At 67.1% G+C, this 12,674-nt stretch carries 14 protein-coding genes and 2 pseudogenes; 3 read left to right on the forward strand and 13 right to left on the reverse strand.

The window, feature by feature from the left end; all coding sequences use genetic code 11:
* Nucleotides 1-27 precede the first annotated feature (27 nt).
* Entirely contained in the window at nt 28-1,410 is a 1,383-nt protein-coding gene (locus tag IPG05_09685) for an aspartate aminotransferase family protein (GenBank protein ID MBK6495359.1), read from the forward strand.
* 6 nt (nt 1,411-1,416) lie between these two features.
* Here IPG05_09685 and IPG05_09690 read toward each other — a convergent pair whose 3' ends face one another.
* The 13 genes and pseudogenes from IPG05_09690 to IPG05_09750 all read right to left on the reverse strand — a co-directional run bounded on the left by IPG05_09690 (nt 1,417) and on the right by IPG05_09750 (nt 8,513).
* Nucleotides 1,417-1,689, reverse strand: a complete 273-nt coding sequence (locus IPG05_09690; protein ID MBK6495360.1) for a DUF2164 domain-containing protein — start codon at nt 1,687-1,689, stop codon at nt 1,417-1,419.
* 45 nt (nt 1,690-1,734) lie between these two features.
* Nucleotides 1,735-1,935, reverse strand: a complete 201-nt coding sequence (locus IPG05_09695; GenBank protein MBK6495361.1) for a KOW motif-containing protein — start codon at nt 1,933-1,935, stop codon at nt 1,735-1,737.
* 25 nt (nt 1,936-1,960) lie between these two features.
* Nucleotides 1,961-2,359, reverse strand: coding sequence for a hypothetical protein (locus IPG05_09700; GenBank protein MBK6495362.1), 399 nt, complete (start codon nt 2,357-2,359; stop codon nt 1,961-1,963).
* Nucleotides 2,360-2,442: 83 nt separating this feature from the next.
* Nucleotides 2,443-2,904 carry a hypothetical protein gene (locus tag IPG05_09705; protein MBK6495363.1) on the reverse strand — a complete coding sequence of 154 codons (462 nt, stop codon included), beginning with the start codon at nt 2,902-2,904 and terminating at the stop codon, nt 2,443-2,445.
* 3 nt (nt 2,905-2,907) lie between these two features.
* Entirely contained in the window at nt 2,908-3,615 is a 708-nt protein-coding gene (locus tag IPG05_09710) for a hypothetical protein (protein MBK6495364.1), read from the reverse strand.
* Complete coding sequence (locus IPG05_09715) at nt 3,616-4,359, reverse strand: hypothetical protein (protein MBK6495365.1); 744 nt, start codon at nt 4,357-4,359, stop codon at nt 3,616-3,618.
* A 39-nt stretch (nt 4,360-4,398) separates the two neighbouring features.
* A complete protein-coding gene (locus IPG05_09720) occupies nt 4,399-4,875 on the reverse strand; it encodes a nuclear transport factor 2 family protein (protein MBK6495366.1) in 477 nt (158 codons plus the stop codon).
* A 27-nt stretch (nt 4,876-4,902) separates the two neighbouring features.
* The gene (locus IPG05_09725) at nt 4,903-5,403 is read right to left on the reverse strand and encodes a helix-turn-helix transcriptional regulator (protein ID MBK6495367.1); all 501 of its coding nucleotides are present in this window, start codon (nt 5,401-5,403) and stop codon (nt 4,903-4,905) included.
* A complete protein-coding gene (locus IPG05_09730; GenBank protein MBK6495368.1) occupies nt 5,328-5,747 on the reverse strand; it encodes a hypothetical protein in 420 nt (139 codons plus the stop codon). Before IPG05_09730 ends, IPG05_09725 begins: the two co-directional genes overlap by 76 nt.
* Before the next feature lies 1 nt (nt 5,748).
* Nucleotides 5,749-6,924 carry a hypothetical protein gene (locus IPG05_09735; GenBank protein ID MBK6495369.1) on the reverse strand — a complete coding sequence of 392 codons (1,176 nt, stop codon included), beginning with the start codon at nt 6,922-6,924 and terminating at the stop codon, nt 5,749-5,751.
* Nucleotides 6,921-7,246 (reverse strand): annotated as a pseudogene (locus IPG05_09740) (VOC family protein). The gene IPG05_09735 and the pseudogene IPG05_09740 overlap by 4 nt, the downstream one beginning before the upstream one ends.
* A gap of 140 nt (nt 7,247-7,386) precedes the next feature.
* The gene (locus IPG05_09745) at nt 7,387-8,157 is read right to left on the reverse strand and encodes a hypothetical protein (protein ID MBK6495370.1); all 771 of its coding nucleotides are present in this window, start codon (nt 8,155-8,157) and stop codon (nt 7,387-7,389) included.
* Nucleotides 8,158-8,210: 53 nt separating this feature from the next.
* The gene (locus IPG05_09750) at nt 8,211-8,513 is read right to left on the reverse strand and encodes a hypothetical protein (GenBank protein ID MBK6495371.1); all 303 of its coding nucleotides are present in this window, start codon (nt 8,511-8,513) and stop codon (nt 8,211-8,213) included.
* Nucleotides 8,514-9,998: 1,485 nt separating this feature from the next.
* Here IPG05_09750 and IPG05_09755 point away from each other — a divergent pair.
* A pseudogene (locus tag IPG05_09755) lies at nt 9,999-11,247 on the forward strand (X-prolyl-dipeptidyl aminopeptidase).
* A gap of 386 nt (nt 11,248-11,633) precedes the next feature.
* The gene (locus IPG05_09760; GenBank protein MBK6495372.1) at nt 11,634-12,674 is read left to right on the forward strand and encodes a hypothetical protein; all 1,041 of its coding nucleotides are present in this window, start codon (nt 11,634-11,636) and stop codon (nt 12,672-12,674) included.

Raw genomic sequence — 12,674 nt, forward strand, 5'->3', positions numbered from 1 at the left:
TGACCTTCACCCCGACGATCCGAGCCCATGACCGCACCTTCGCTCCAGGACCACGACACCGCGCGACTCCTCCAGGACGCGGCCGATCGCGCGACTCGCTACCTCGACAGCCTCGGCTCCCGTGCCGTTGCCCCCGATGCATCGGCGGTCGCCAGGCTCGGTGAGCTGGACGAGCCCATGCCCACCTCGGGCAGTGCACCGGCCGCCGTGCTCGCTCGCCTCGATGCGATGGTCGCCCCCGCGACGATGGCGATGGCGGGGCCGCGCTTCTTCGGCTTCGTCATCGGCGGTGCACTGCCCGTGAGTGTCGCCACCAACTGGCTCTCGACGGCGTGGGATCAGAACACCGGACTCTACCGTGCCACGCCGGGGACGGCGGTGATCGAGCGGGTGGCGCTGCGTTGGCTGGCCGAGTTGTTCGGCTTCCCGGCGACCACGGCGGGGGCGTTCGTCACAGGGGCCACGGTCGCCAACCTGTGCGGTCTCGCGGCGGGTCGGCATCGTGTGCTCGCGAATGCGGGCTGGAATGTCGAGGCCGACGGCCTCTTCGGGGCACCACCCATCACGGTGATCGTCGGCGAAGAGGTGCACCCGACGGTGCTGAAGGCGCTTGGGCTCCTCGGCCTCGGGCGCGATCGGATCGTCCGCATTCCGGTCGATGGCCAGGGGCGGATGATCGCCTCAGCGCTTCCACCGATCACCGGTCCGACGATCGTGGTGGCCCAGGCCGGCAACCTCAACACGGGCGCCTTCGATCCCTTGCCGGCCATCATCGCCCACGCGCACGCCGGTGGCGCGTGGGTGCATGTGGACGGAGCGTTCGGGCTGTGGGCTGGGGCAGTACCCGCGCTGGCGCACCACGTGGTTGGCATCGAGGCCGCCGACTCGGTGGCGACCGACGCGCACAAGTGGCTCAACGTGCCCTACGACAGCGGGATCACCCTCGTGCAGGACGGGGAGGCGCTGCGAGCGGCGATGGCGGTCACCGCGTCGTACCTGCCGACGGCGAGCGCCGAGCGCAACCCCTCGGACTACACGCCCGAGCTGTCGCGCCGAGCGCGCGGCGTGGATGTCTGGGCGGTGCTGTCCTCGCTGGGGAAGGAGGGCGTCGCGGCGATGATCGATGGCACCTGCGTGCACGCGCGCCGTTTCGCCGAGGGACTGGGCGCGGCAGGCTTCGAGATCCTGAACGAGGTGGTGCTCAATCAGGTGCTGGTGTCATTCGGCACGCCGGAGCAGACGCACCGCGTGATTGCGGCCGTTCAGGAAGAAGGCACCTGTTGGGCCGGTCCGACCTTGTGGCAGGGGAAGACGGCGATGCGGATCTCGGTGTCGTCGTGGGCGACGACCGCCGCCGATGTCGATAAGAGCGTGGCGGCGATCGTCCGGGTGGCGAGGGACGTGGTCTAGCGGCGATCACCGCTTCCGGCGCACCGACGACGCCTTGGGCCAGTAGGCAAACTCGGGCTCGTAGCAGGTCGCCTCAAGGTCGGCGAGCCGATCGCGCAGGAAGGCCTCGGCATCCGCCACGCCGTTGTTGTAGATCGACGGTCCGATCTCGGCGAGGAGAAACTTGAGCAGCTGCGTCGACTGGACGCCGCTCAACTCCAGCTCGAGTTCATCCGCGCAGAAACGGGCGATCGACGCGAGCGCCTGCTTCTGCGCGTCGTCATTCAGGGTTACGGCCATGGGCAGCGTACGTCCCAATGTCGGAGTGTTGTGGGCGGGGGGCGTTCAGCGCGGACGGGGCACGACAGTCACATTGCGGGCCAGGGTCTTGAAGCGGTCGCCGTTGGGTTGCACCACGGTGATCGTCACATGTCCACCCGCGCTGGTGTTGATGTCGCGCACGGTGCCGGACTTGCCCTTGTGAGTGCCGGCGATGACCCGGCAGTCGTCACCGTCGGCGACGTTGCCGTTATTGATAGAGGGCATCTACTTGCTCCGAGGTTGGGGAGATCTAGGCCGCGGGGCAGAGCCGTTTGCGGAGTGCCTCTGCCAGGCTGGGCGATTCGAGCGGCAGCCAGGTACCATCGCCGCCATAGCCGTTCTTCATGCGACCATCCTTCCCAAGCGAGACGCTCGTCTGGACGCGCCAGCGGGGTTGGGTGCAATCGACCTGCAGCTCCTGCCAAGTCCAGGGGTTGGTTTCCGGCGCGATGGTCGGGTCCTGCTTCAGTGCCACTTCGCGCGAGCGGCGGACGGCGACCGACAGAATGCCCTCGGTGACCTTCACGCTGCTGACCATGAAGTCGACGTCTCGGGGGCCGTTCGTCGCCTGCCAGCGGAGCGGGAGCCAGTCGGGGCCGGGGCCCCCGATGGCGAGCGTCGCGAGGGTGATCACCGCAAACACGTTCATTTGGACCTCCCTGAGAGTGGGTCGTGAGGGGAGAATCTGCCTCGGATGTGGCGGAGGCGGAACCCCGGCGGGGCGGGGGTGCGTCAGGCCGTGGTCGAGGGCTCAGGCGGTGCCCGCCTTGCCACGAAATAGCCGAGCGTCAGCGCCAGCACGATCGGGGCAAACGGAAGGAGGGCGAATGTCAGCGAGTCGGCCAGTCCGCCGTCGCGTGGCCCGAGCCCAGCGAAGATCAGCAGGCCGAGGAGGGCGGTCGTTACGACATATCCGAGGAGCACCACACCCGAGAACATCAACAGGCGGCGGAGTGGCACGCCGCGCAGCAGCGGATAGCAGATCGGCACGGCGAGGAGACTGATCACGAACGGCGGGATCAGGAAGAGCGTGATCACGCCGAATCCCATGCCAGCATCCCGTGTCATGCTGGGGCCGCCGTTGGCTAGCCACCCACCCAACACCACCACGACGAACGCTGCCGGAACCACCAGCAGCGCGAGAACTCGCGGGAGCATCCCGCCCTGTCCCACAAGGCGATGCGAAGCGGTCATCTGTTACCGGTCCCGGTCATCGCGACACGCACCACCACCGTAGCTCGCGACCGTGCACTCCAGCAGGCGCACGATCTCCGCGTCTCGCTTGGACGCTCGAGCGGCCGGATCCGGCATTGACGGCACCTGGTAACTCCAGTACAGCTCAGGATTGCGGAGTTGGATGGAATAGCTCGGCCCGTCCCACAGAATCCGCGAGACCCGGTCCACCGGCAGCATGCCGGGCTTGGTCGGCGGCAGCGGCGTGGTGTCTTCGGGGAAGGGGGGCGCCGGATACGACGGCAACTCGGCCACTCCCAGTGCATCGAGCCGGCGCAGCACGTCCGCCCAATCGGGTTCCTCGGCGGCCGGGCGGCGGACGCAGATGCCCTGTCTGCCAACCCAGTACTGGTCGAGGCAACTCTCCTGCGCAAACTGGCTGCCCATCAAGTTGGAGTACATCACCAGGAAGAGTCGCCCGGTGACGATCCCATCGCGTTCGTGGATCACCAGGAGACGGCTGTGTGAGTCCCTCCCATAGACCGACGAATAGCGGATCTCCCGCTCTCCTGCCTTGAAGTACATCGTGCGGAGGTCCGGAATGCGGCCGGCGGTGAGTGCGCATGGCGCGTAGAAGTCGCCGCCAGCACACGGCAGGCGTTCCATGAACTGTCCCGCCGCTGGGGGGGCGGTCGTAGCGAGGAGTGCCAGCACGAAGCGGAAGCGTAGCATCTACGGTCTCCGGTCCTCGAGACAGGGTCCGTCGCCCCACTTCTGCATGACGCAGGTCAGGAGGTCTAGGATCTTCCTGTCGCGCGGGTACCCTGGCGTCAGTGTATCCGGCAGCCTTGGGAACTTATATCGCCAGGAGGTCGTGAGCGTATGCACCTCGAGGACGTAGGAATCCCCGCCGGTCACAAATCCGCAGATGCGCGGCCGACGGGGTTGCCCGGGTACCGAATCCAGAGGTGGGCACGGACGGGTCGGAACCGGGGTGCCCGGGACCATGGCCAACCCCGCCTCGTCGAGCTGCGCCAGGATGTCCTTCCAGTCGCGAGGAGCACTCAGCTTCGCAATGCAGGCGCCGCCGCCATCGTTCCACCACTGCTGCCCGCACGACTCCCTGACGAAGGAATCACCCCGAGCGGACGGATGCCACAGCAGCACGACCTGTCCCGAGACGGAGTCGCGGTGTTGGCGCAAGATCAACAGATATGCTGGGTCGCCGGCACCGGACGCCCAGAATCGAATCTCGCGCCTTCCGTCACCAACGCGCGCGTAGAGAATGTCGTCAATGTTGCCGGCCATCAGACCGCAGGTCAGATAGTGATCCGTGCTCACGCACTTGGAGGGCGGCTGCGGACGTGTCGATTGAGCGGGCAGCGGCAGGCTCGGTGCCAACCCCGCTATCGTCATGACAAACACCGTGACCCACCGCACCCAGGATACTCCGATGGCTCGATCGGCACCTGCCATGGCGATACTCCAGGGGCAGTTAAAGACGGTCTGGTCAGATCATGAAGTGACGTCCAGGTGCCACGAGGTATGCACCCACCGTCCATCCTTCCGGACAAACACCTCAGTGGCTCGGCCCCGCTGCCTGTTCCGTTGCCCGGCGCGCTCGGTCACTACGGCGTAGCTGGAGAACATCACCACCACCGCCTCGAAGCGATGAACGGTCGTCCCCTCAAACGTCACCGAGATGAATCGATTGCCCGCCGCCTTGAACTTGATCGAGCCCTCGAGCGTCTGCTCGAGCGTCTGCCACGGGGTACCATCGGGGCTGATCGCGATCAGCTCGGGAGGCAGCACCCGTCGCAGTCCGGCCGTGTCGCCGGTAAACCAGTGGACCCAGACATCCTTCCGAATCGCCTCAAGCGCCTTGAGCTCTGCGGGCGGGAGCGGCGCCGCGACCCTCGGCGCACCCTGCGCCGCCATCGTACCGGGCCCGCTCACCGCGAGCACCAGTGCCAGAATGTTGCCATGCCGCATACATCCTCCTTGGAGTGAGCCGGAATCCTAGAGGACGGCCCTCCGCATGGCTTGCACTTTTCGTCGTCTTTCGGGGAGGGCGAGGGTGCGCCACGAAGAGGGGCGGACGCCGAGCGCGCGCAGGAAGCTGCGGCAGAAATGGCTGAGGTTGTCGAAGCCCGAGCGCCAGCAACTCTCCGACACGGAGCAGCCCTGATCGAGCAGTTCGGTGGCCGCCGCGAGTCGCCAGCCCAGGACATACTGGTGCGGCGAGACGCCAAGGTACCGCCGGAACTGATGCGTCAGACGTGTCGAGCTCAACCCGACGGCGCGCGCCCGCTCGGCGACGAGTTGTCGCGAGGTCGGGTCCTGCTCGATCGCGCGGCAACAGGCCACGACGGCGTCGATGTCGGCGGCACGCGGGGCGTAGGCACCCCGGGCCCGCGCATCCTGGCTCTCCGCCGCAAGTGCCATCACCGCACCGAGCGACCACCGTTCGACCGCGAAATCATCCGCCGCGTCAATCGCAATCGCCAGGCGACGCTGCACCATCGCCAGCCGAGGCGTCGGTCGTCGCCTCGACTGCCACCCCGCCCGGCCCAAGCATGCGCGAATGGCGCAGCGGCCGCTTCGTTGTAGCGGACGGCGATGCAGACATCCGTGGGATACGACGAATCGTGCCGGCAGGCGACTGCGACTCCCGGCTGCGTCAGCAGGACGGCCCCCGGGTGGAGCCACGCCGTGCCGATGCCGAAGCACCCTTCCTGCACGAACGCGATGCCATAGTGGCCGCCCTCCTCGCGGTCGGGGTCGTCGTGCACCTCGTGCGGAGGGTGGTCAAAGCGGCTGACCGTGAGGTCGGCGGCGTCGAGGAGGGTGGTAGAGCGGTTCACGCTACTTCCCGCGGCGATCGATCCGGAAGATCCGGATCCGTGGTAGATCGTCGGCATCGGTATCGATCACCGCAAGCCGGTCGCCGTGGAAGTTCACGGTGGCCGCGGCCGGGATTGGGGCGACCACCGCTCCGAGCAGCACACCGTCGGGCGTGTAGACATCGAATCTGGTGCGGTCGGATCTCTCGGTGCGCGCATGCACCCAGAAGTTGCCACTCGCGTCGAGGTACACACCGCGCCACGGGGCGTAGTGCGTCGGAACATCCTCGAGGCGCGCGATCCCGCGGAGCTTCGGCTGCTGGCGCACATTTGCCTGCAGCGCCGAATCGCGCGTGGCCTCCGGTATCCGGACCAGCGGGGGATTGACGCGCGAGAAACGGCGCACGGTATCGGTTCCGGTCCTGGTGACGACCAGTGCATAGTCGTCCGTGCGGCCGATCACTGCTCCTCCCGTCGGGAGCAGCTGCTCGATGTTGGTGGGAGGGAAAGGGATGGTCCACTCAGATGGTCCCTCTCCCCCTACGTACTTCCACGACTTCGCGTCGAGCCACCCGAGGGCCACCATCGAGTCCAGCTTCTGGCCAGTGCGCGTCTGGTACACCCATCGGGCCGTCACTTGCGTGCGAGTGAATGTGCTCGCGCGGAGCACCATCATCCCTCGCGCGTCGAAGTGAATCGGGTACTGGTCGTTCGCCGTGGTGGCTACGGTGCGGACCAGCTTGCCGTCGACGGTGAACACCGATGCGCGGCGAAGCTGCGGGTCATACACGTAGAGGTCCTTGAAGAACGCGGCGAAGGGGACGCGATACTCGCCCGGCCCCTCTCCACGTCGCCCGATGGCGCGAAGGAACTTGCCGTCGGGGCCGTACAGCCGAACCGCGACATTGCGGAAATCGATCGTGGCGAGATATCCGCCGGCGGAAGCGCCGTGCTTACGGGCTCTCAGGAGCACACCCGGCTCGCCCTCGGCCGGCTGCACCGTGCGCTCATACACCAGCTTCCAACCGTTGGTGTCCACCCAGCGGCTCGGCCCGGTGTTCACCACGCTGATCGCACCATTCGGCAGCTTGCCGATGACGGGCTTGGCGAGGCCAGCCTGGGCCACGCCATCGTGCAGCACGCCAGCAAGGCAGAGGAGTGCGATCAGGCCGATCCGTGCAGGGCCGGTCGCGATCATGATGTTGGCACCGTCACCACAGACAACAGGTTGCCATCCGGTCCCCGAACCACGCCACGCGCCGCCGGGCGTCCCAGATGCCGTCCGCGTCTTGCTCGAAGTAGGGGTACCGTTCGGGGACCTGCCAGCCGAGCGCGGTGTACTCCGCGGGCTGCACGGTGCGGACCTTCTGCACGCGCAGGTCGGTGCCGTTGGCGTCGAAAAGCAGCGCGAAGTCATCCTCGGTGATCAGTCGCAGCCCTAGCGTCTCGCCATAGAAGGCGCGCGCGAGGTCGGGCTGGGTAGTCGCGGCAAAGGCGGTCAGTCGAGCAGCGGTGAGCATCACATACTCCGTGGAATTGACTGAACTGGTCAGCAACGATGTCGACAACGGCCTCGAAGGGGCTTCCGACCGTCGAGGAGGGGGTTCGCCCGAGGATGCTGGCTGAGGTCGCCCCGATGGAGCGGAGCGGGCGCTGAAGTCTAGCGGTTGACGGGAATGAGGCGGTACGCCGTCACGTGCGGGGCGCCGTCGTCGTCAAGCCGGCGGACAAGGACGGCGTCCCGCGTGAAGCCAACCACCAGTGGGGGCGTGCCCTTCGCGGACTTCGGTAGCTGCATCCGGCCGAGCGACTCTCCGCTCGCCGCGAAGACGGTCCACCAGCCGGTGCCGAGCTGCTTGGTGTAGTCCTCCATCCAGAGTCGGCCGAGCGGGTCATAGCGCAGTTCCCCGTAGGCCGGCCATGTCATCGGAGCGCCCTTCGGCGTGGGGACCTTGAAGCTTGCCCCTGTCTTGAGGTTGGCACCTTGGGTCATGCCGACGCCCGCCTCCATTTCTGCGGCCGTGATGGATGCGGGCTTTTCGTCGAGGCGGATCAGTTGGACGAGCCGTCCGGTGGTGTCGTGGACCTCCACACTCGGTTCGATCCCGCTACCCAGCGCGAGTCGACTGCCGTGGCCCGCGAGCGCACCCGTCCGCATGGCGACTCCCATGCCTCGAAGGGGGAAGTCGCCGAAATCCACCCGAGGCACCCCATCGTCAGCGACTCCGCGCACGTGAACCCACTGGGTCCAGCCGTCGCCCTTCGGGAAGAGCTCGGTGGTGATCGTCCACTTCGTGTCGAGGCAGCCCTTCAGTTCGCCGGTCCGTCGCCCGGGAACGATGCGCGCGATCGCGCGATCCGGGGTAATGATGGTCGTTCGATGGATCCCGCCATCATTCACCTGAAGCGTGTCGCCGGTGCGAACGCACATGGCGCCGACCAGCTCGAACTCGCCAGGTCCGCCGCCCTTGCGACCAACACTGCCTATGAACTTCCACGCGCATCGAAATAGACGATACGCGTCCGGTCGCTCACCACGATCGTGCCATTCGAGAGCACGACGGCGTGATGGCCACCGTCTCGGCCGAGCTCGCGAGCTGGATCGTCGTTGAGGCCACCGACATCCCAGAGTTGTGGTCCCACCCGAAAGGCCACCGGGGGCTTACTCCGCGGCGGCGAGGTGACGATCCGCACGCCGGCGCTATCGCGGGTCACGACGCGCTGGGCATCGAGGCCGTGCGCCCCGCGCCACAGGAGGACGATGATTGCGGTCGCGACAACCCTCATCGCTGGCATGCCTTGGGCGCCGGGTTCCGCGCGTCGATGGCTCGCGTTCGGTGGGTGACCGCGCCAGAAAATCGGTTCACGGAGACGTACACCAGGTTTGAGTCCTTGTCGATAAAGGTGACTCCCCAGAGGGCGAAGTATTCCGTGGGCCGCTCGATACCCGCTGCGCCGGCTGATCGGTCCGATACATCGGGGTCGGTTGCCCCCATCCACTCATTCCGATGGAGGAGACGCACGTGGGCGACACCCCCAATGCGCGAACGACGGGATCCGGGTCTGCGGCCAGCCGTGCCGCCGCCATCGCGACGACCGTGCAAGTCGGCTTGCGGGCTATCGCCGAGTCACCCTTGAGCCAGGCCGCCGGCGGCTGTGCCGGGCAGGGCGTGGCCTGGGCGTAGGAGCGAAGCAGGGAATCGTCGAGGGTCGGGCGATCCTGGCCACGCGCGGCGGCAGGGAGTCCGACAAGCAGCGCGAACAGAAGCGGCAGTCTCATGGGAGACCTCTCAGGTGCCGGGTCGGGGGAGCCGAGGGAAGCTATATGGGGACGACGTGCGACGGGGCGCCATCACGGGGCGCTGGCGCTCAAAGTCGTCGGTCACAGCTGCCCTGCGGCAGCTGCACACCACCCTTCCGAGATACCATCCGCCTGCGGATCGCGCCAGACACAACAAGTTGCGCCCCGGCGGCGTATTCGTGATTGTTGACGCCGCCACGATGGTTTGCCGGTCAACTATCGATCTCGCCCATACGTTTCAATTCGTTCCTCCCTCAGCTGGGTGCCTCAGCATGTCACTGCCTTTGCCCACGATGACCATTCGCCGTCACGCCGCCATGCTCGCGGTGGTGACCCTCGCCGGAACGACCTCGCTCGCCGCTCAGGGCCGCGCCGGCGGCCCCGCTCCGATCGCTCCCGTTTCCGCGATGGCGACGATGGGGAAGATCGGACCGATCATCAAGGACGGCATGGTGATGCCGGTCACCGAGTTCGCCGACACCGCGCAGATGGTGAAGCAGCGGGTCTGGGTCGAGACCAACTTCGACTCCGACCGCGACGGCAAGATGGACCGTGTCCATGCCGACATCGTCCGGCCGGGGGCCGCCGAGAAGGCGGGTCTGAAGGTGCCGATCATCATGCTGGCCTCGCCCTACATCGGCCCCACCAACAATCCCGCCAACTGGAACGTCGAGCATGAGCTCGGCGTCCCGGGCCCGAAGCGGACCGATGTCCCCAAGCGCGCGTTCATGGAGAACCCGCCCCTCCGTGTCGGCTACGCCACGCAGTGGGTCCCGCGCGGCTTCGCGACCGTTGCCGCCGAGCAGGCCGGTACCGGGCTGTCGATGGGCTGCCCGAGCTCGGGCGACACCTCCGAGCGGACCTCCGCCTCGTTCGTGATCGACTGGCTCAACGGCCGCGCAAAGGGCTACACCTCGGTCGACGGCAACGAGCAGGTGTCGGCAACGTCGTGGTCGAGCGGCAAGGTCGGCATGTACGGCACGTCCTATGAGGGCGCGATGCCGATGGCGACCGCGACCACCGGTGTGAAGGGGCTCGAGGCGATCATCCCGATCTCGCCTAACACCTCCAACTATCGCTACTACCGGAGCTACGGCCTGGTGCGCTCGCCCGGTGGCTACCTCGGCGAGGACATCGACGTCCTCTATGACTTCATCCACAGCGGACGCGTGCGCGCCGCGTGCGACTCGATCTGGCGCGATGGCGAGTTCAAGAGCTTCCAGGACCGCGAGAAGGGTGACTACAACGACGGCTGGGGCTGCGCGACCAGACCGATACATCAAGAACGTGAAGGCCGCGGTGCTCTTCGCCCACGGCTTCAACGACTGGAACGTGATGCCCGACAATAGCACCCGGATGTGGGACGCGCTCAAGAAGATCAACAAGTCGTCGAAGATCTACATGAGCCAGGGCGGGCACGGCGCGCCGCCGCCGGCCGATATCCAGAACAAGTGGTGGGCGCACTATCTCTATGGTGTCGACAATGGCGTCGAGAATCTCCCGCGCGCGATGATCGTGCAGTCAACCGCCACGGTCGCCGGTGGCGGCCGCGGGGCCCGCAGCGCCCACCTTCCGCCGACTTCCCGATCCCGGGCACGAAGCCGGTCAAGCTCAAGCTGGCCAAGGGTGGCAACGGCGTCGGGGCGCTCGCCTTCATGACGACGGGGAAGCAGGGCGTCGAGAAGCTGGTCGACGACTGGCACGTCAAGCCGGGCGACATGGCGCTGGCCGCGTCGTCGCCGAATCGGCTGCTCTACGCGCTGCCGATCCTCAAGGACTCGATCCATCTCTCGGGGACGACGCTCGTCACGCTGAAGCTGGCGTCGAGCAAGGCCGCCGCGAACCTCTCGGTGTACCTCGTCACGCTGCCGTTCGAGCCGGCGAACATCGGTAGCGCCGGCCAGGTCGGCGTCGTCACGCGCGGCTGGGCGGACCCGCAGAACTACAAGGCGCTGAAGGGCGCCGCCGACTTCACCTCGAAGAAGCCGGGCGAGCCGCTCGTGCCCGGGAAGTTCGTCACGGTGACCTTCCCGCTCCAGCCGGACGACCAGATCATCAAGCCCGGCCAGCAGCTCGGCCTGATGATCTTCTCCAGCGACTCTGGGCTTCACGATCCACCCGGCGCCGGGCACCGAACTGACCATCGACCTCGATGGCACCTCGGTGACGCTGCCGGTGCTCGGCGGCGCGGCCGCGCTGAAGAAGGCGCTCGGCAACTGATCCACCGGTAGCACCGCAAGACAAGACCGCCGCATCGGAATTCCCGGTGCGGCGGTTTCTGCGTGCCGGGCCATACCGTGCTCCGGCGACCACCTATTGTCTACCAGTACCTTCGAGTATCGTTGTTCATCCCCCCCTGTGAGGCCTGCATGCGTCTTCGCTTCTGGGTCCCCCCGTTGGCCTGCGTGGGCATTGCCGTGGCCTCTTGCGGTGATTCCCCCACCCCAGCCGATCCGCCGCCACCAGCGCCGGTGGTGACGATGATCGCGATTCCCCTGACGGACAAGCAGGAGGGGATCACCGGATCCTCCTTGCTTCGCCCATTGCTGGTGGAAGTTCGATTCGATGGGCACCCAGCGCCGGGGGTTCCGGTCAGCTGGAGTGGAGTGAACGGAACACTCACGCCGCGCAGTTGGGTGACCGACGAGTACGGGCAGGCGCAGGCGACGTGGCAGCTGGGGGAGCAGACAGGGGAGGTGCAGGTCACGGCGAAGATCGACGCTCCTGAGGCCAAGCAGGTGACCTTCACGGCGACTGCCGTCCCGGCGGTCAACGCGTTTGTGGTCCCGTCCACCACGCAGCAGGTGGCCGAGGTCGGGCAGCAGCTGCCGATTCCCCTTGCTGTGGCCGTCACGCGAAACGGCCAGCCGATCGCGGGGATCCCGGTTGAATGGGAGACCGCTGGCGGCACACTCTTTCCCTCGACCGTGACCGGCGTGGATGGGATCGCGACGGCGCGATGGGTTCTCGGGGCGGGCAAGGGGACGTACATCGCCACCGCGCGCGTCCAGGGGAATCGATCCGGACCCGTGAACTTCCTCGCCACGGCAACGACCGGGCCGGTGGTGACCCTCGAGGCCACGGCCGGTAATGCCCAGAGCCTGCCACCGTACGGGACCGCGTTCCAGCCGCTGTCGGTGACGGCACGCGACCGATTCGGCAACGTGGTGGCCGGCGTACCGGTGGTCTGGAGTGTCGAGCAGGGTCCCGTGATGATTAGTTTGAATGATCCGGCCACGAAGAGCGACGGCCGCAGCGTCGCCCGCGTGGTCGGGGCGGTGCCGGGCACCGGCAGCGCGGTGGTTCGGGCCAGCGTCGCCGATGGCCTCGCCGCGCGCTTCAACCTCGTGGTCGAGCCTCCGCTCGCGACCATCTACCTCAACACGAACACCCTCATTTTCGTCAGCGGGTGGAATCGCACGGCTCCCGCCGTCGACACGGTCGCCGTTGGCGCGACGGTCCGCTGGCAGATGAGCATCTTCGATTACGAGGACCACTCCATCGAGCCGGATGGTGCGCCCTTGTTCGTCGGCGGACGATTCCCCTACGCGGGCCTCTCCATTGTCGAGACGATCTTCACCACGGCCGGGACGTATCGCTATATCGACCCCAATTCGGGCGCGCGTGGAACGATCGTCGTGCGTTGA

Source organism: Gemmatimonadota bacterium (assembly GCA_016704275.1).
Taxonomy (GTDB): Bacteria; Gemmatimonadota; Gemmatimonadetes; order Gemmatimonadales; family GWC2-71-9; genus Palsa-1233.

Coding starts and splice junctions, on each gene's coding strand:
- IPG05_09705 (MBK6495363.1), bottom strand. CDS start 2,904: ATGACCGCTTCGCATCGCCTTGTGGGACAGGGCGGGATGCTCCCGCGA.
- IPG05_09720 (MBK6495366.1), bottom strand. CDS start 4,875: ATGCGGCATGGCAACATTCTGGCACTGGTGCTCGCGGTGAGCGGGCCC.
- IPG05_09685 (MBK6495359.1), top strand. CDS start 28: ATGACCGCACCTTCGCTCCAGGACCACGACACCGCGCGACTCCTCCAG.
- IPG05_09750 (MBK6495371.1), bottom strand. CDS start 8,513: ATGAGGGTTGTCGCGACCGCAATCATCGTCCTCCTGTGGCGCGGGGCG.
- IPG05_09710 (MBK6495364.1), bottom strand. CDS start 3,615: ATGCTACGCTTCCGCTTCGTGCTGGCACTCCTCGCTACGACCGCCCCC.
- IPG05_09715 (MBK6495365.1), bottom strand. CDS start 4,359: ATGGCAGGTGCCGATCGAGCCATCGGAGTATCCTGGGTGCGGTGGGTC.
- IPG05_09735 (MBK6495369.1), bottom strand. CDS start 6,924: ATGATCGCGACCGGCCCTGCACGGATCGGCCTGATCGCACTCCTCTGC.
- IPG05_09695 (MBK6495361.1), bottom strand. CDS start 1,935: ATGCCCTCTATCAATAACGGCAACGTCGCCGACGGTGACGACTGCCGG.
- IPG05_09745 (MBK6495370.1), bottom strand. CDS start 8,157: ATGTGCGTTCGCACCGGCGACACGCTTCAGGTGAATGATGGCGGGATC.
- IPG05_09700 (MBK6495362.1), bottom strand. CDS start 2,359: ATGAACGTGTTTGCGGTGATCACCCTCGCGACGCTCGCCATCGGGGGC.
- IPG05_09690 (MBK6495360.1), bottom strand. CDS start 1,689: ATGGCCGTAACCCTGAATGACGACGCGCAGAAGCAGGCGCTCGCGTCG.